The 17,783-nt window shown below is 66.7% G+C and carries 10 protein-coding genes; 4 read left to right on the plus strand and 6 right to left on the minus strand.

Annotated features, from left to right (window positions below; all coding sequences use genetic code 11):
* The first annotated feature begins 48 nt into the window (after window positions 1–48).
* Window positions 49–2,325 carry a family 20 glycosylhydrolase gene (locus FA85_RS10735; RefSeq protein WP_036116801.1) on the plus strand — a complete coding sequence of 759 codons (2,277 nt, stop codon included), beginning with the start codon at window positions 49–51 and terminating at the stop codon, window positions 2,323–2,325.
* Here FA85_RS10735 and FA85_RS10740 read toward each other — a convergent pair whose 3' ends face one another.
* Window positions 2,326–6,630: a DEAD/DEAH box helicase gene (locus FA85_RS10740; RefSeq protein WP_036116799.1), complete on the minus strand. Its 4,305-nt coding sequence runs from the start codon at window positions 6,628–6,630 to the stop codon at window positions 2,326–2,328.
* A gap of 130 nt (window positions 6,631–6,760) precedes the next feature.
* Here FA85_RS10740 and FA85_RS10745 point away from each other — a divergent pair, with 130 nt between their 5' ends.
* Together FA85_RS10745 and FA85_RS10750 are read left to right on the plus strand one after the other, a co-directional pair.
* Window positions 6,761–8,977, plus strand: a complete 2,217-nt coding sequence (locus FA85_RS10745) for a glycoside hydrolase family 3 protein (RefSeq protein ID WP_043691517.1) — start codon at window positions 6,761–6,763, stop codon at window positions 8,975–8,977.
* 102 nt (window positions 8,978–9,079) lie between these two features.
* Window positions 9,080–9,856, plus strand: a complete 777-nt coding sequence (locus FA85_RS10750) for a transporter (RefSeq protein ID WP_036116795.1) — start codon at window positions 9,080–9,082, stop codon at window positions 9,854–9,856.
* Here the strand turns inward: FA85_RS10750 and FA85_RS22145 are convergent.
* The 4 genes from FA85_RS22145 to mprF form a co-directional block, all read right to left on the minus strand.
* On the minus strand, window positions 9,853–10,020 hold the full coding sequence (locus FA85_RS22145; RefSeq protein WP_197056521.1) for a hypothetical protein: 168 nt from the start codon (window positions 10,018–10,020) through the stop codon (window positions 9,853–9,855). The genes FA85_RS10750 and FA85_RS22145 overlap by 4 nt on opposite strands.
* Before the next feature lie 326 nt (window positions 10,021–10,346).
* Window positions 10,347–10,541 carry a hypothetical protein gene (locus FA85_RS21885; protein WP_156108820.1) on the minus strand — a complete coding sequence of 65 codons (195 nt, stop codon included), beginning with the start codon at window positions 10,539–10,541 and terminating at the stop codon, window positions 10,347–10,349.
* A gap of 123 nt (window positions 10,542–10,664) precedes the next feature.
* On the minus strand, window positions 10,665–11,450 hold the full coding sequence (locus FA85_RS10755) for a virulence factor (protein ID WP_239739924.1): 786 nt from the start codon (window positions 11,448–11,450) through the stop codon (window positions 10,665–10,667).
* Window positions 11,451–11,458: 8 nt separating this feature from the next.
* On the minus strand, window positions 11,459–14,071 hold the full coding sequence (mprF, locus tag FA85_RS10760) for a bifunctional lysylphosphatidylglycerol flippase/synthetase MprF (RefSeq protein WP_239739922.1): 2,613 nt from the start codon (window positions 14,069–14,071) through the stop codon (window positions 11,459–11,461).
* Between the two features lie 214 nt (window positions 14,072–14,285).
* On the opposite strand from mprF, the gene FA85_RS10765 reads away from it, so the two are divergent.
* Window positions 14,286–16,262 (plus strand): LTA synthase family protein, encoded by a 1,977-nt coding sequence (locus FA85_RS10765; protein ID WP_051944328.1) that lies wholly within the window; start codon window positions 14,286–14,288, stop codon window positions 16,260–16,262.
* A gap of 62 nt (window positions 16,263–16,324) precedes the next feature.
* Here the strand turns inward: FA85_RS10765 and FA85_RS10770 are convergent, their stop codons facing one another.
* Window positions 16,325–17,761 carry a nicotinate phosphoribosyltransferase gene (locus tag FA85_RS10770; protein WP_036118708.1) on the minus strand — a complete coding sequence of 479 codons (1,437 nt, stop codon included), beginning with the start codon at window positions 17,759–17,761 and terminating at the stop codon, window positions 16,325–16,327.
* Window positions 17,762–17,783 lie beyond the last annotated feature (22 nt).

Consider the following 17,783-nt stretch of genomic DNA (forward strand, 5'->3'; position numbering starts at 1 on the left):
ATGGTTCGCCACAATCGTGGCCCGAACGTCAGACCTCCGGAGTCATCGATGCGCCGTACCCTCCTGCTCGCCCTGGCCGTCGGCCTCACCGCTTGTGCCGATCAGCAGCCGAAACGCGAGACGGGTCCCGTCGATAACATGCCGCTTTCCCTCATTCCGCAGCCTGCGCAGCTTCAGCGCACGCCGGGCCGCTTCAAGCTCGACGCCACGGCGACCATCACGGTGACGCCCGGCGATACCGCGGCGAAGCACGTCGCCGCTCAGCTGCAGAGCTGGGTTCGTCAGGCGCGCGGCATCACTCTCGCCATCGTCGAGGGCAAGCCGAAGTCGGGCGGCATCAGCCTGGCCACCAGTGCGGCGATCAAGGGCCGCGAGGCCTATACGCTCGACGTCGACGGCAAGGGCGTGCGCATCGCCGCCAACGATGAAACGGGTCTCTTCTACGGCGCGGTGACCTACTGGCAGCTGCTGACCGATCCGGCGGCCCAGGGCGGTGTGCCCGGCGTGCATATCGTCGATGCCCCCCGCTTCGAATGGCGCGGCCTGATGCTCGACTCCAGCCGGCATTTCCAGTCGGTGAGCGAGATCGAGCACCTGCTCGACCAGATGGCGATGCACAAGCTCAACACATTCCACTGGCACCTCACCGACGACCAGGGCTGGCGCCTGCAGATCGACAAGTACCCGAAGCTCACCGAAACCGGTGCCTGCCGCAAGGCGATCGGGCCGGACGTCGCCCTCACCGGTGGCGAAGACAAGCCGTACTGCGGCTTCTACACGCAGGACGAGGCGAAGCAGATCGTCGCCTATGCCGCCGAGCGCCACATCACCGTCGTGCCGGAAATCGAAATGCCCGGTCATGCGCAGGCGGCGGTCGCGTCCTATCCGAAGCTTGGCAACGGCAAGAAACTGGCGGTCTCCGGCGACTGGGGCGTCAACACGGCCTTGTTCAATACCGACGACGCCACCTTCGTGGTCATGCAGGACGTGCTCGACGAGGTCATGGCGATCTTCCCGTCGACGTATATCCACGTCGGTGGCGATGAGGCGGCCAAGGACGAGTGGGAACATTCGAAGGCGGTGCAGGCGAAGATGAAGTCGCTGGGCATCACGGATGAAGAGAAGATGCAGGGCTGGTTCGTCGCCCGCATCGGCGACTACCTGGACAAGCACGGTCGCCGCCTGATCGGCTGGGACGAGATCCTCGACGGCAAGGTGCCGGCCACCGCCACCGTCATGTCGTGGCGCGGGACCAGGGGCGCGATCAAGGCGGCGAATGCCGGCCACGATGTGGTCATGGCGCCGTCGCCGACGCTGTACCTCGACCAGCTGCAGTCCACGCTGCCGGACGAGCCGCCGGGCCGCCCGTCCGGCCAGACGCTGAAGACCCTCTACGATTTCGAACCGGTGCCGTCGGATATCGCGCCCGACAAGGCCGACCACGTGCTTGGTGAGCAGGTCACGCTCTTCACCGAGTACCAGCCCAACTGGTACCGCATCCAGCACGCCATCTTCCCGCGTATCGCCGCGGTCGCCGAGCGCACCTGGTCGCCGAAGGCCGACTGGAACAGCTTCATCGCAAGGCTGCCGGCGCAGATGTCGCGCTATCGCGCGGCGGGTATCGTCCCGGCGGACAGCGTCTATGCGGTAGCGATCGCCACGGAGGCCGCCGCGGACGACAAGGCGCGCGTCACGCTCTCGACCCAGAGCGGCTACGGCACGATCCGCTACACCACCGACGGTTCGGCACCGACCGCGCAGTCCACCGCGTACAGCGCGCCCTTCGACGTCGCGTTGCCGACGACGGTGCGTGCGAATGCCTTCGCGGGTGGCTTCGGTCTTGCCGGCCCGCGCGATCGCGCGATCGATGCGAAGTCGCTGCTGCACCGCTCCAGCGATGAGCTCGACACCTGCGGCGACAAGCTCGTGCTGCGCCTCGAGGCCGCCAACGCCGTCGATGGCGTCCGCCCGGTCTACAAGGTGGACATCATGAATACGTGCTGGGTGTGGAAGGGGGTCAGGCTCGATGGTCGCTATGGCGTCGATGTCACGGTCGACCGCCTGCCGTACAACTACGCCCTGTGGAAGGACACGGCGGGCATCGTGTCACGCAAGGCGCGCTCGGCGGCTGGTGAGATCGAAGTACATCAGGACACCTGCGACGGCCCGAAGCTGAGCACCATCCCGCTGGCGCCCGCGAAGGACAGCCGCGCCACCTTGCAGGGCATCCTGCCCAAGCGCGAGGGTACGCATGATCTCTGCTTCGTGGTCACGGGCAAGCCCGGCCCGAAGCTCTGGGTGATCGGCGATATCCAGCTGCGCTGATTAAAACGACAACGCGGTCGGGAAGGTCGCGTGGCGCTGCAACGCGCCGCGCGCTTCCCGCTCGTCATCACCCTCGAGCGGCGTGAGCGTGACGAACTTCCCCGCCACCATCGCCGCCAGCGGAATCCCATCACGGATGGCGATGCGGTTGCCGATGACCGAAGGCACTTTCACCGAAGCCACGACGTTGCCGACCAGATTCGCCGGGTCCGTCCCCGCGATGCAGACGATCTCGCCGTCGTGCTCGCGATGACGGATCTGCCGCAACGCCGGCAACGCCTCCGGCAAGGCGAATTGCTCGCCGACCAGGCCGTCGACGAAGCGCCCGCCGCGAATCTCCCCGCGCGCTTCCAGCCGGTGATACACACGACGCAGTTCGCGCCATGACGGCAGCCACGCGGCCTCGCGCTCGAGAATCTTCCAGCTGACCACACCGTAGCGACGCAGCAGCGTGCGTGCGATGTGCTCCAGGCCATCCGCATCGTTGCGTTGTTCGCTGGGCCGGCGCGCGAGCGACCAGCGGCCCGCGTCTTCGATGCCGCTGAGCATGTGGCGCCGGGTGCGGCGCTGACGGCTCCCGTTACGCTTCGCCGCGGGCAGCAGCAACGCACGTAAGCCGGCGAAGCTGTCCGCCGTGACGCGGCCCGCCGCGACCAGTTCGCCCAGTGCATCCTCCAGTTCGGTACGCAGGAGACGAGTCGTCGTCGCGATCTCGTCGAAGAACAACGCGCCTTCATCGCGTAACGCATCGGCTACCGCCTCCGCACGTGAAGACAGCACGGTCTCGACATCGGGCGGTGGTGCGGCGGCGGACCACACCGACAGCTGGCGACGCGGCAGCAGCACGATGGGTGTCGCGCGCACGGGGCCGCCACTGCCCGTGCTCAGACGGAGCCGGCTCCATACGACCCGGCCCGCACGGCAGAGGTCGTCCAGCCAGCCGATACCGTAATCACCGACGCGCGCGGGCAGCAGTTCGGATTCCCACGCGCCAGCGGCCGCCTCGAACCCTTCGAGCTGGCCGATGACGCCCGCCAGCGCGTCCGGACCGGCGACCTGAGTGGCCCGGGTCAGGTGCTGCCAGTCGAGCAGGAAGCGCAGGTAGTCGCGCGGTGCGACCGGTTCGATTTCGCGACGCAGGCGCCCGATGGTGTACCGATGGATACGTGCGAGCAGATGACGCTCGCACCACTCGGTGTCCGTCACGCCGGGCGAGAACGGCCCGCGCATGACGTAGCCCTCGGTTTCCAGCGAGGTCAGCGCGAGATCCACGTCGCTTGTGGAGACCCCGAGCGATGAAGCAAGCACACCCGCCGGGACCGGGCCGAGACCGCCGAGGCGTCCGCGTACCAGATCGATCAGCGCCGATTCGGGCGTCCACAGCGGCGACTCGAACTCGGCCGGCGCGGCAATGGCGGGTGTCAGTCTGGCGTCCGGGTGGATGGCGCGCCACGCGGGCAGGCGTTCCGCCGCGACCCACAGGGTCGTGGTGCCGGTCGACAAGGCCGTCGCGCGCGCATCTTTCGCCAGTGCGGCGAGCAGCTTCGCCCAGCTCGTGTTTTGCGACACTTCCGCCTCGGTCACCGCGCCGAGCTGCACCAGCGCCTCATGCATCTCATCGGCACTGCGCGCCTCCGGCCATGCTTCCTCGCGCACCGACGCGATGGCGTCCGCGTCGAGCCGGCCGAGATCGTCGGCGGTCTCGGCATCGTTCCAGCGCCGCGACTGCACGGCCTGCGTACGACGCTCCTCCAGCGGCGCGTCGTCGAGGAAGGCGTAGGGGGCGGCGCTAAGCACCTCGGCGGCCAGGGGCGACGGTGTGGCGAGGTCGCGCGCCACCATCCTGATCGCTCCCGATTCGAGGCCGCGAAGTATCGTCAGCCATCCTTCGCTGTCCATCGCTTCATGCAGGCAGTCTTCCAGCGTCTGCTTCACCAGCGGATGGTCGGGCACTTCCCGCTCGCCGACCAGATTTTCCGCGCAGGCGACCTGATCGGGGAACACCGTGGCCAGCAGATCTTCGCTTTTCATCCGCTGCAATTGCGGTGCGACTTTCCTGCCGCCGGTGAAGCGTGGCAACGCCAGCGCGGTGGTCGCGTTCCAGCGCCAGCGCACACCGAACAGCGGCGCATCGAGCAAGGCCTGGATCAGCACGTGCTCCGCCGAATTCGAGTGCAGGTAACGCGCGACTTCATCGAGCGGGAAGCTGTGGCTGGTCGACAACGAAAGCACGATGGCGTCTTCGGTGGCGGCCGCCTGCAGTTCGAAATTGAACTTGCGGCAGAAACGTTTGCGCAGGGCGAGGCCCCACGCCCGGTTGATCCGGCTGCCGTAAGGCGTGTGAATGATCAGCTGCGTGCCGCCGGATTCGTCGAAAAAACGCTCCATGACCAGCGTTTCGCGGGTAGGCAACGCACCCAGCGCCGCGCGTGCACGGAACAGGTAGTCCACGATCTGTTCCGCGGCCGCTTTCGACAGGCCGAGGTCGGACATCAGCCAGTCGAGCGCGCCCTCGCGACCGCCTTCGTCGAACTTCGCCGAGATGTCGGTACGCAGGCGCGACACACCGATGGACAGCTCATCGGTACGGCCCGGTGCCTCGCCCAGCCAGAACGGAATGTTCGGCGGCTGCCCTTGCGCATCCTCGACGCGCAGGCGGCCCATCTCCACGCGGATGATCCGGTAGGAACGGTTGCCCAGCTGGAAGACGTCGCCCGCGAGGCTCTCCACGGCGAAGTCTTCGTTGACGGTGCCGACCACGGTCGCTTGCGGTTCCAGCATGACGTTGTAATCGCCCGTCTCGGGGATCGTACCGCCCGAGGTCACGGCGGTCAGCCGGGCACCTCGACGCTCACGCAGGCGTTTGTTGACCGCGTCGCGATGAATGTACGACCCCCGCGGGCCCACGCGCGTGGTGAAGCCTTCGGCCAGCATGCGCACGGTCTCGTCGAAGGTGGTCCGGCTCAGTTCGCGGAAGGGATACGCGCGACGGATGAGATCGTACAAGGCGTCCTCGTCCCATTCCTGGCACGACACTTCGGCGACGATCTGCTGGGCCAGGACGTCGAGTGGCTCGTGCGGCATGATCAGCGCGTCGAGCTCGCCGCGGCGTACGCAATCCAGCAGCGCCGTGCACTCGATCAGGTCGTCACGCGACGTGGGGAACAGCCGGGCTTTCGGGGTGCCACCGACGTTATGGCTGGCCCGGCCCGCGCGTTGCAGAAACGCCGCGATCGAGCGCGGCGACGCGATCTGGCAGACCAGATCGATGTCGCCGATATCGATACCCAGCTCGAGCGACGCGGTCGCCACCAGGGCGCGCAACTCACCTTTCTTCAGGCGTTGCTCGGCGTCGAGACGCTGATCGCGCGACAGGCTGCCATGGTGCGCCGTCACCGCGTCGCGGCCCAGCCGCTCGGAGAGATGGCGCGAGAGACGTTCGGCCATGCGCCGCGTATTGACGAAAATCAGGGTGGTGCGGTGCTGCTCGATCAGGTTGGCCAGCCGGTTGTAGACCAGCTCCCACATGTCGTTGGACATCACCGCTTCGAGTGGTACGGGCGGTACTTCGAGGGCGAGGTCGCGCTTGCGCGCATGCCCGATGTCGATGATGGCGCAGTCGTCGTGCGCGCCCCCGGTCAGAAAGGCGGCGACCTTCTCGATCGGCTTCTGCGTAGCGGACAGGCCGATACGCGTAATGCGACGCTGCGCGAGCGCTTCCAGCCGCTCCAGCGATACCGCCATATGACTGCCGCGCTTGCTCGCGGCCACCGCGTGGATCTCGTCCACGATGACCTCGCGCACGTCGCGCAGCATCGTCCGGCCCGAGTCGGAGCCCAGCAGTACGTAGAGCGATTCCGGCGTGGTCACCAGGATGTGCGGCGGCCGGCGCTTCATGCGCTCGCGGTCCGACGACGGGGTGTCGCCGGTGCGTACCGCGGTGCGGATCTCGAGGTCGGGCAGGCCTTGCTGGCGCAACTGCTCGCGAATGCCCGCCAGGGGCGCCTCGAGGTTGATCCGGATGTCGTTCGACAGGGCCTTGAGCGGCGAGACGTACAGGATGGTGGTGCGGTCGCGCAGACCGCCGTCACGCACGCCTTCGCGCACCAGCGCGTCGATGGCGGAAAGGAAGGCGGTCAGTGTCTTGCCCGAACCCGTGGGCGCGGCGACCAGCGTCGGGCGCCCCGAGCGGATCGCCGGCCACGCGGCGACCTGCGCCTCCGTGGGCGCCGGAAACGTGTTCGCGAACCAGGCCGCGACGGCCGGATGAAAAGCGGCGAGCGGCGTCGACTTTTGTGAATTCATTGAACCACTTAAGTGGGGGCCGACGGCTTGCCGGACAAGCCTTTAGACTAACCCTCACCCGTCTCGCCGGTTGCGATGAAAACGTTACTTGGCGATGGTTGCTCGTTTCCCCCGGATCGAATGGAAAACCATGTCCGATATCGCGCGCCGCTCCGCCCTCGCCTTCGCCGTCGCCGCGGGCCTCTCCGCCTCTGTCAGCGCCGCCACGCCGCCCGGGCGCCCTTGGATGGACCGCTCGCTGTCGCCGGACCGCCGTGCCGAGCTGCTGGTCTCGGCCATGACCGACGATGAGAAATTCCGCATCATCCGTTCGGACTTCGGCCTGGCCAGCGACAAGCATGGCGTGCCCGAGGGTGCGGTCGGCGGTGCCGGCTACGTCCCGGCCCTGCCCCGCCTCGGTCTGCCCGCCATCAACGAAACGGATGCCGGCCTCGGCGTGAACAAGCCCGGCATCGACGGTAAGGGCGCGATCTCGCTGCCGGCCGGCCTTGCCACCGCGGCCAGTTTCGATACGGCCATCGCCCATGCCGGCGGTCGGATGATCGGTGGCGAAGCGCGCGGCAAGGGCTACGGCGTGCTTCTGTCCGGCGGCGTGAACCTCGTGCGCGACCCGCGCAACGGCCGCAACTTCGAATACGCGGGTGAAGACCCGGTGCTCGCCGGCACCATCGTCGGTGCGACCGTGAAGGGTGTGCAGGAGGCGAAGATCGTCGCGACGGTGAAGCACTTCGCCATCAACGACCTCGAGACCGGCCGCAACACGCACAGCGCCGAGATCGACCCGGTCGCCCTGCGCGAGTCCGATCTGCTGGCCTTCCAGATCGCCATCGCCCACGGGGATCCCGCCTCGGTGATGTCTTCGTACAACCGCATCAACGGCACCTTCGCGGGCGAGCACGACTGGCTGCTCAACCAGGTGCTGAAGCAGGAATGGGGCTTCAAGGGCTTCGTCATGTCCGACTGGGGCGGCGTTCACAGCGGCGCCAAGGCCGCGCTGGCCGGTCTGGATCAGGAATCGGCGGGCGAGGTGTTCGACAAGGAAGTGTTCTTCGATCAGCCGCTGCGGAAGGCCGTCGCCTCGGGCGAGGTGCCGAAGGCGCGGCTGGACGACATGGCGAAGCGGATCATGCGCAGCCTGTTCGCCCACGGCGTCATCGACGACCCGATCCCCACCAGGGCGACGAAGCCGGTCCCCTACGTGGCCGACCGTCGCATCGCTCGTGACGGTCTGGAAGCCGGCGCGGTCCTGCTGCGCAACGAGGGTGGCCTGCTGCCGCTGTCGCGCAAGGGCCAGTCGGTCGTGGTGATCGGTGCCCACGCCGACAAGGGCGTGCTCGCGGGCGGTGGTTCGTCGACCGTCACCGATGAAGGCGGCGATCCGGTGCCGGGCCTGGAGCCCACGGGCTGGCCGGGTCCCGTGCGCTATCACGCCTCCGCGCCGCTGACTTTCATGAAGCAGCTGGGCGAGAAGGTCAGCTTCGACGCCGGCACCGATGCCGCGGCCGCCGCGAAGGCCGCCGCGTCCGCCGACGTGGCGGTGGTCTTCGTCAGCAAGTGGGCTGCCGAATCGTATGACGCGCCAGACATGGGGCTTTCCGCCGCCGATAACGCCCTGGTCGCCGCCGTGGCGAAAGCCAATCCGAAGACCGTCGTCGTGCTGGAAACCAATGGCGCGGTGAAGATGCCGTGGCTCGACAGCGTCGGCGGTGTGCTGCAGGCCTGGTACCCGGGCTCGGGCGGCGGCGATGCGATCGCGCGCCTGCTGTACGGCGAGGTCTCGCCCTCGGGTCGTCTGCCGGTCAGCTGGCCGAAGGACGAATCGCAGCTGCCGCGCCCGGTGATTCAGGCGGCTGGCCTGGGTAACAAGGACGCGCCGGCGGACAGCATCGACTACAACATCGAAGGGGCCGATGTCGGCTACCGCTGGTTCGAGAAGACGAAGCGCGAGCCGCTGTTCGCTTTCGGCTACGGCCTGACCTACTCGAGCTTCGCCTACAGCGACTTCGCGGTCGATAAGGACGCGAAGGGCAACCCGGTGGCGCATGTCACGGTGAAGAACACCGGCAAGGTCGCCGCCGCCGATGTGCCGCAGATCTACGTCACCGCGCCCGATGCGGCCACGCGCCGTCTGGCCGGGTGGAGCAAGGTCGCGCTCGGGCCGGGTGCGAGCCGTCGCGTCGACATCCCGCTCGAGCCGCTCGCGCTGGCGCGCTACGACAACGCCGGCAAGCGCTGGCGCGTGGCGCCCGGTGCTTACACCGTGCGGCTCGCCCGCTCGGCGACGGATGTTGCCGGCGAGAAGGTCGTGACGATCGGTGAGAGCTTTCCGGTCGTCAAGGCACCCTGAGGTCGGCGAAGGGGCGAGGCGCTGGTGGGAGCCGGCGCTGCTGGGGAGCCCGGTCGCGACGGCCTGCACGGCGTCGCGACACCCGATCGCCAAAATGCACGCATGAACCTGCGCCCCGTCCTCACCGCCGCTTTACTCCTGTCTCTCGCCGGTCCGGCGTTCGCCGATCCGCCGGACTTCGACCGTCCCGGCGCCGGCTTCGCCACCAGCGTCCTCCCCGCCGGCACGCTGGCGCTCGAACAGGGCCTGCCGACCTACGAACGCCAGCGTCAGGACGGCTATCTCGATCGCACGTACACCGCCGATAGCCTCATCCGCATCGGCCTCGGTGGTCCGGCTGAATTCCAGGTCGGTGGCTCCGCGTGGAACCGTCTGGAAGAACGCGGCATGGGCTCGCGTCGCCATGCCGTCGGCCACGGCGACACCAACGTCGGTGTGAAGATCGCACCGGGTGGCTCGTCCGATAGCGGCAACGGCTTCAGCTGGGCCGCGCTGGCCAACGTCACCTTCGCCAACGGCGACGAGGATTTCGGCAACGGCGCGAAGCAGTACAGCCTGGGCGCGACCGGCCAGTGGCAGCCGGACGACAACCACCAGAATACGCTTTACGCCAATGTCGACCGCCTCAAGGGCAGGAACAGCTGGACGCTGGCACCGACGTTCGGCCGCAAGTTCGGTGAAAACTGGATGGCCTACCTCGAAGCCGACGCCATTCACGACGCCGAGGACGGCAACGAACTGCAGGCCGGTGGCGGTGTGGCCTACACCATCGGCGACCATGCGCAACTGGATGCGTATGCCCTGCATCGCATCGGCGGCCACGGTCCTTCCTTCATCGGCGGCCTGGGAATTTCCGTCTTCTTCGGCAAGAAGGCCTAAGGCGATCGATTGGCTCGCCGCATGGCGCGTATCACCAGCGCCGTGCCGACCAGACCGATCAGCAGCCCGACTCCGCCGCCCCACAGCGAGCCCGGACGGTTGTCGATAAGGTAGCCAAGGCCGAAGCCCAGCAGCGCGAAGAGAGGAATCGGTAGGCAGCCCATGGGGCAAGCCTACAAAAAAACATGGCCCTCGCGCTCACGCGGAGGGCCATGACGACCGTCCCTGGGTCGGGTGGTAAACCACCTGGATGCGGCCCGACGAAGCCGGCGCAGCACCACCGCCGATGAAGGGGGGGATCGATCCTGATTCTAGGGACAGACGGCATCCTGCCGTCGGATCGGTCATCGGCGATTCGTTAGTCCGTCGCGGCACGGGGCCGGTGGGACATGACGCTATCTTCCGTACCTGATCCGACGAGGGATATAGGAGGATTCTTAAAATTAGCACCGGATTGCCCTACACGGGCCGGGTGCTGCCCGCGCGGCGCTCAGGCGGGCGAGCGACGACCGTGCGACGGATTCATCGATCCCGATCCCGACCGGCTGCCGTCCGAGCGCTCCTTGTGCTTGCTCGTCGCCGGCCGTGGTTGCGGCGGCGACAGAGCGACACCGCGGCTGGCCAGACTGCGCAGGCGAGCGGCGTCGGAGGATCCGTAGTCCCGTTGTCCCGGTGTGCGTTGCATCGATCGTCTCCTGCCGTACTTCCCACCCGAGTCGGCAGGTTGACCGCTCAGGAGGAAACTTTCGGTGGCAGGGCGGTGAACGTTCTGTGACAGCGTTTCAGGAGCCGTCGGCCGAAAAAGCCGTTAAGGCGATGTCGACGCCTTCGCCGGCATCCGTTCGATCAGTTCCGTCGCCAGGACGTCGTAATTCTCATCGAAGTGGTGCGAACCGGGCTTCTTGTACACGGTGACGAACGCCGGCAGCCTGGGATCGGTGCAGCCGCTGTCGTCCGCGTCTTCCGTCCCGTAGTAGCACGCCATGGGCGGGTGGCCACCCAGCGCGGCCATGGGGGGGAACGCGTCCGTATGCACGACGGGATGCATCCACTGCATGAGATTGTGAGTGTGCGTCGTCCACCAGCCCTGCTGCATGTAGCCCTCGAGTTCGATCTCGAAGTTGACGTCGCGGCTGGCTGAAAGCAGAACCAGCTGGGTCAGCCTGGCCCGGTTGTCCGGCCTCAGCTTACCGACGATGGTCGGCAGCACGTCCGCCCCGAACGAGTACCCGATCAGCAGCACGCGCTGCTTGTTCCAGAGCTTGGTGTAACGGTCCAGCAGCCCGTCGAGGTCATGGGCGGACTCATCCGGCGAGCGATAACGCCAGAAGTAGGTGAACGTGCTCACTCCCGCCACGGGCAGCCCCCGGCCGGTGAACACGGCACCCAGGCGCTGATCGAGATCCCACCAGCCGCCGTCACCGGAGTAGATGACGACGAGGAGATCCTCCTGGCCCCTGGGCGGCGCCGTCAGGGCGGGAAGTTCGACCGTGGACTTCTCCATGGACGCACGCGTCCACGGGTGCCATGCCAGCACGCCGAGCACGAGGAGGACGCCGATGGCGGACAGCACATAACGCAGGGTTTTTTTCACGATCTTCCTCACCGGCGGACCACGCCGCCGATGCCACCGGAAATGAGGCTGGCGACGTTGGCCAGGGCCAGCGGCAGCGCGATACCGCCGGGCACCGCGATATAGCGCGGTTCCCATTCGGGGTCGAACTTGTCTTTGTAGCGATGCAGGCCACGGAAATTGTAGAAGCGCTCACCGCGGCCGAACACCATGGCGCCGAAACGGCTCCAGAGCGGCGCGGTACGGCGGTTCTGCAAGCCGGACAACGGCGCCATGCCGAGATTGAACCAGCGATAGCCCTGAGCCTTCGACCAGACCATCAGCTCGATGAACAGGAAGTCCATGATGCCGGAGGGACCGTCGGGAAGGTGGCGCATGAGGTCCACGGAGGCTTCTTCCATCGACTCGGTGAGGAACATGTTGGCGAACGCGACCGGCTCGTCGCCCTGCCAGACGACGGCCATCGGTGTGCGACAAAGATAACGCTCGTCGAACAGACCGAGGGAAAAACGCTTCTCGCGGACCTTCTTGTCGTGCATCCAGGCGTCGGAAATCGCCTTGAGGCGCGGCAGCAACGCGGGTACGCCCTCGGCGGGAACGATCTCCATGCGCAGGCCGTCGCGCTGCAACTTGTTCACGGTGCCGCGCAGCGTCTTCTTCGACTTGCCGTCGAGGTTGAACGTTTCCAGCCGTACCCGTGCTTCCTCGCCGATCTTCAGCAGGCTCATGCCCACGTCGAGATACAGGTCCAGATCTTCCGGGCGCACCTGGTAGAACAGGGGCCAGCCGCCGGCGCGCTCGCATTCCTCGCGGAAGCTCCACACCAGTTCACGGCGCGCGTCCTCGTCGGTGCCGACGGGGTCGCCCATGGCGACCCAGCTGCGTCCTTCCACGTCGTACATGATGAAGGCGCGGTCGTCCGGTGCGAACCGCAGCATCTTGTCGCCGACCAGCGCCAGATGGGCCTGGGCGGAGTCGAACGACTTCACCAGCGGCAAGGCGCGCGCGATCTCCGCCTCGCCGGGACGGGTGCGTCGGGTACGCGCCGGGCGGATCAGATTGGCCAGACCGAACAACAGCAGCGCGGCCATGGCGCCGACCAGCGCGCGAAGTGCCCGCGGCGCACCGCCGTGGCGGAAACTGAACTCCCACCACAGGTTGTTGCTGTATTCGACGTGCTTGAAGCTGAAGAAGACCAGCCAGGTCGAGCACGCCAGAACGGCGCCGATCGCCAGCACCCAGCCGGGCGAGAAGCTGGCGCGGAACAGCGACGCACGGCGGTAGAAATGGCGGTGGGCCGGTGCCAGCGCCAGGGCGAGCAACGACAGCAGCGTGGCCTCCTCGTAGTCGATGCCCTTGAGCATCGAGAGGACGGCGCCGAGTACCAGCAGCACCAGCGTCAGGACGTAGGCCGCGTCCAGGCGGCGCTGCAGACCGCGCGCGAGGATCAGCAGCATCATGCCGACGACGCTGGAAAGGAAGTGCGAGACCTCCACCAGTGGCAGCGGGACGAAGCCGCGCAGGATTTCCATGCGCCCGGGGATCGCCAGGGTGGCACCCGAGAACAGGAGGACCGCGCCGGCAACCAGGGTCAGCCCGGCGAAGAACGGCGGCAACAGGCCGCTGAACCACGGCGTGATGAGGGCGGCGTGGCGCAGCGCGCGGATCTCCCTCCAGACCACCAGCACGGTCGCCGCGCACAGCGGCAACAGGTAATAGACGGCGCGGAAGACAGTCAGCGAGCCGAGGATCGGAGCCTCGAGCCCGTGGTTACCCGTCGCGCCGAAGCCGGCCAGCATCACCGCTTCGAACACACCCAGCCCGCCGGGCACATGGCTGATCAGGCCGGCCATCTGGGCCAGCACGAAGATCGCCAGAAAGTGACCGAAACCCGCCGAGATCTCCTGCGGCATCAGCACGTAGAGCACACCGGCCGCCAGGCCCCAGTCGAGCGCGCCGATCAGAATCTGCCGTGCCGCCATGGCCGGCGTCGGCGTGTTGATCGCCCAGCGCCAGATACGGATGGGGCGGCGCACGGTGACCGAGGCGACGAACCAGGCCAGCGGCACCAGCGACAGGACGATGGCCAGAGGGATGCGCAGGCCCGACAGCGGCACGTCCGGCGGAATGGGCACCAGCAGCAGGGTGACGCCCGTCAGCGCGCACAGGCCGAGCCAGAAGCTCAGGGTCGTATAGAGCACCACGCGGGCGATCTCACCCGGCGTCAGGCCCGCCTGCACGTAGAAGCGGTAGCGGATCGAGCCGGAAACGAGCAGCGACATGCCCAGCGCGTTGGAGAAGGCATAGCTGATGAACGAGATCAGCCCCACGCGCTTGGGCGGCAGCCGTTTACCGACGCTGGCCAGACCGAACCAGTCGTAAAGCGTCATCACGGCGAAACCGGCGCCGGTCAGCAGCACGGCGAGGGCGATATCGCTGTTGGGCAGCGCGTGGACATAGCCGCCGATCTGGCGGTAGGTCACTTCGCTGGCCATCGACTTGAGCGCCCAGAGGGCGAGGCAGAGCAGTACGACGGACAGCAACGGGCCGCCGGCACGACGGATCAGCGTCGCGTACAGCGCAGGCTTGGTGGCCAGGGGTTGATCGGTCGTCGGGAGCTCCGCCCTTGTTTCTTCTCCCACGGTGCCGTGGCTCCCAGTCGTATCGATCCTAAGACTGCGTAGGTTGCCACAAGGCGCGTTCTCGCGGCAGATCGGCTTTTCCTGCGAGGCCGGAATCGCATCTTTATCCTGCGAAGCTGGAACTAAGCTCCGGGAAAGCCAGACGTAAGCCCGCGTGCATACGCTCATGGCCGATCCTGGCCGTGCACCGGCCGGCTTTTTCTTGCGAGGCGTCATGACCCCTGTTTCCTCCGCGCCAGGCGCCCTTCGCCAGCGCTTCCGGCCGTTGCTGTGGTTCGGCATCCTGTTCGTCGGCGTCGCCTTCCTCGTCCGCCTGGTCCTCCTGATCAAGACGGGACACGAGGTTCCGGCCAGCCCGGCCAAGTGGCTGTACCTGTTCCTGATCGGCTTCGGCTACGACGTGGTCGAGTTCGTCTATTTCGCCTGGCCCATGCTGCTGGTGCTCTGGCTGTTGCCGCGGCGCGCCTACGTCTCGCGCTGGGGCCAGCGGATCTTCCTCGGCTTCTGTTTCGTGCTCGCCTTCTTCGTGCTTTACCTGGCGGCGGCCGAGCTGGTGTTCTGGGGTGAGTTCAGCGCGCGATTCAACTTCATCGCGGTGGACTATCTGGTCTACACCCACGAGGTCGTCGGCAACATCCGCGAGTCGTACCCGATCGTCACCTGGTCGCTCATGCTGCTGGCCGCCACCATCGCCCTGATCTTCTTCAGCCGCCACGCGCTGGCGGCGCGAGACGATGGTTCGCGCTTCAGCGCCCGCAGTGTGGTGGTCGGCGTCTGGCTGGTACTGACCGTTGTCGTCAGCTTCGCCGTCGACGGCTCCATGAAGGACCGCTCGGACAACAACTACGTCAACGAACTGGCCGGTAACGGGCCTTACCAGTTCTTCGCCGCGTTTCGCGAAAACGAACTCGACTATGCCAAGTACTACCCGACATTGCCGGACAAGGCGATGTTCGCCAACCTCCGCGCGCAGCTGAAGACGCCGGACGCGACGTTCACCAGCGACGATCCGATGGATATCACGCGCACCATCGCCGGTGACGGCCCCGAGCAGAAGCTCAATGTCGTGCTGATCAGCGTCGAAAGCCTCTCCGGCGACTACGTCGAAGGCCTCGATGTCAGCAAGCACAAGCACCTGATGCCCAACCTGGATGCGCTGGCCTCGAAGAGCCTGTTCTTCAGCCAGCTCTATGCCAACGGTACGCGTACGGTGCGCGGGCTCGAAGCGCTGGCGCTGTCCGTGCCGCCGACCCCGGGCGAATCCATCGTCAAGCGGCCGGACAACGAAAACCTCTGGTCGCTCGCGGACGTGTTCAACGCGAAGGGCTATGCCTCCGAGTTCCTCTACGGCGGCTATGGCTACTTCGACAACATGAACCACTTCTTCGCCAGCAATGGCTATACCGCGGTGGATCGCAATGCCATCGACAGCAAGGACATCCACACGGAGAACGTCTGGGGTGTGGCCGACGAGGACCTGTTCACGCTGGTGATCAAGCGTATGGACGACGCGTATGCCAAAGGCAAGCCGTATTTCGGCCACGTCATGACGACGTCCAATCATCGCCCGTTTACTTTCCCCGAGGGGCGCGTCAACCTGCCCCAGGGCCGTCGCACCGCGGCGGTGGCGTACACCGACTGGGCGCTGGGTGACTTCCTCAGGCGCGCCGCGACGAAACCCTGGTTCAGGGACACGATCTTCGTCATCACCGCGGACCATTGCGCCACCAGCGCGGGCAAGACGAGCCTGCCGGTCGATCGTTACCACATCCCGCTGTACATCTACTCGCCGGCACACATCGCACCGGGCCGCGTGGATCGGCTCATGAGCCAGATCGATATCCCGCCGACGATCCTCGGCCTGCTGCATTTCAGTTACGCGTCGCGCTTCTACGGCTATGACCTGTTCAAGCTGGAGCCGGGCCGCGAGCGTGCCTTCATCAGCACCTATCAGGAGCTGGGTTACCTGCACGGTGAGACCCTGACCTCGCTGGTGCCGCGTCAGCCGGTAAAGGAAATGCTGCCGCAGCGGGCGACGGGCGATGCCACGCCGGTGAAGACCTTCGATCAGGCGGACGCGGATGCGGCGATCACGTACTACCAGTCGGCGGCGTATCTGTTTACCAACGGCTTGATGAAGCACGGAGCGCCCCACCAGACGGCCGCGACAACCTCACCCGGCTCCTTGTAGGAGCGACCCTGGTCGCGACACCAGCGTGCCCGCAAGCCCCGTGTCGCGACCGATGGGTCGCGTCAGCGGCCCGATGCGGCGCGCTGGCGTACGTCGGCGAAGCTCCAGTCGCTCAGCAGTTCACCGTTTTCCCAGACGGTGACCATCGCTTCCTCCCAGCCGTGTTCCAGCTGATCGGCGGGTAGCGAGACCGCACCGTCCGGCAGCGCCACGGTGCGGTAGCTGCCGTACTCACGGTGCCGCACCAGCGTCATGCGGCCGCGCTTGGACATCTTGCCCTGATCGGTGACGGGGTCTTTCCAGACATCGCGCCACTCGCCGTCGATGCGTGCGGCGGAACATTTCAGGGCGAACTTCTGCGTGTCGCGGGTGAGCTTCTGCAGCAACGCGCCACCCATGCCGAAGGCCAGGTTGTCCGCCGAATACCCGGCCGCGCTGAGTCGTTCGAGGATCGCCCGGATGCTGCCGGGGTTGACGCCGTCGCCCTGGATCACGCGGACGTGGTTGAGCACGCGGTAACCCTTCGCGTTGACCGTGCTGCCGAAGGCGTCGTTGAGCAGGCTGACGCAGCGATGGACCACCTCGACCGGATCGCCGGAGTCGGGACGTATGACGACGGTGGCACCGGAGGCGATGACGTCGTCGCGCAGTGTCTTGCCCCAGTGCTCGCCGATCGCGTGATAGATGTCGTAACTGTCCGACACGACGGCGACGAGCGACCCGGGTTTCGCGAAGCGCCTTAGCATGTTCCGGTAGGCGTCCACTTCGTGTTCGCGACCCCAGCTGGTGATCGTGCTGTGCTCGGCGGCGGGTATCGAATAACCCGCCATGGGCTCGCCGTAGAACGCACGTGCGGCGAGCACGCCCGACACCGTATCCGTGCCCATGAAGTTGACCAGGTGCGCCATGCCGCCGAGGCCGGCGGATTCCGCGCTGGAGACGCCGCGCGCGCCGAAGTCGTGCAGCTTGAAGGGAATCTGTCCGGCGGGATCGTCCGAGGTTTTCTCCAGGTAGTGCAGGATGGTCCGGCGTGCCTGCCAGCTGATGGTCGAAACCGTCACCGGATACCAGAGGCGCAGCAGCAGGGTCTCGAGGTAAGACGGCAGCCAGTAGGCTTCGGGGTCCGTGGATTCGATCGTGACGAGCGCCTGGTGCGTCGGCACGACATGGCCTTCCGGAACGGCGCGTATACGTACAGGCAGGCGACCGCCGTGGACATCCACGATGCGGCGCCAGCCGTCTTCATTGAAAGGTTCGCCATGCGCGGCGAAGAAGTCGCGCGCCTCGTCGACATGGGCGTGGGTGACGATGCGCCCCAGCTGAGACTTGAGGATGGCCTGCAGGCCGAAAAACACCGTGCTCTCGTACGTGCCGCCGCGCGATTCCACGTAGAAGAACGTGGCGTCCGTCCCGGGCGGGTACTGCAGCCAGTGGCTGGCCTTGTAGCTGTCGGTGTCGAGAACGGGGTTGTCGAGATACGCGGTGCTGTGGGTCGTCATGACCCACAGCATACCTCCGGCG

Origin of the sequence: Luteibacter mycovicinus (assembly GCF_000745235.1) — a bacterium.
Classification (GTDB): Bacteria; Pseudomonadota; Gammaproteobacteria; order Xanthomonadales; family Rhodanobacteraceae; genus Luteibacter; species Luteibacter mycovicinus.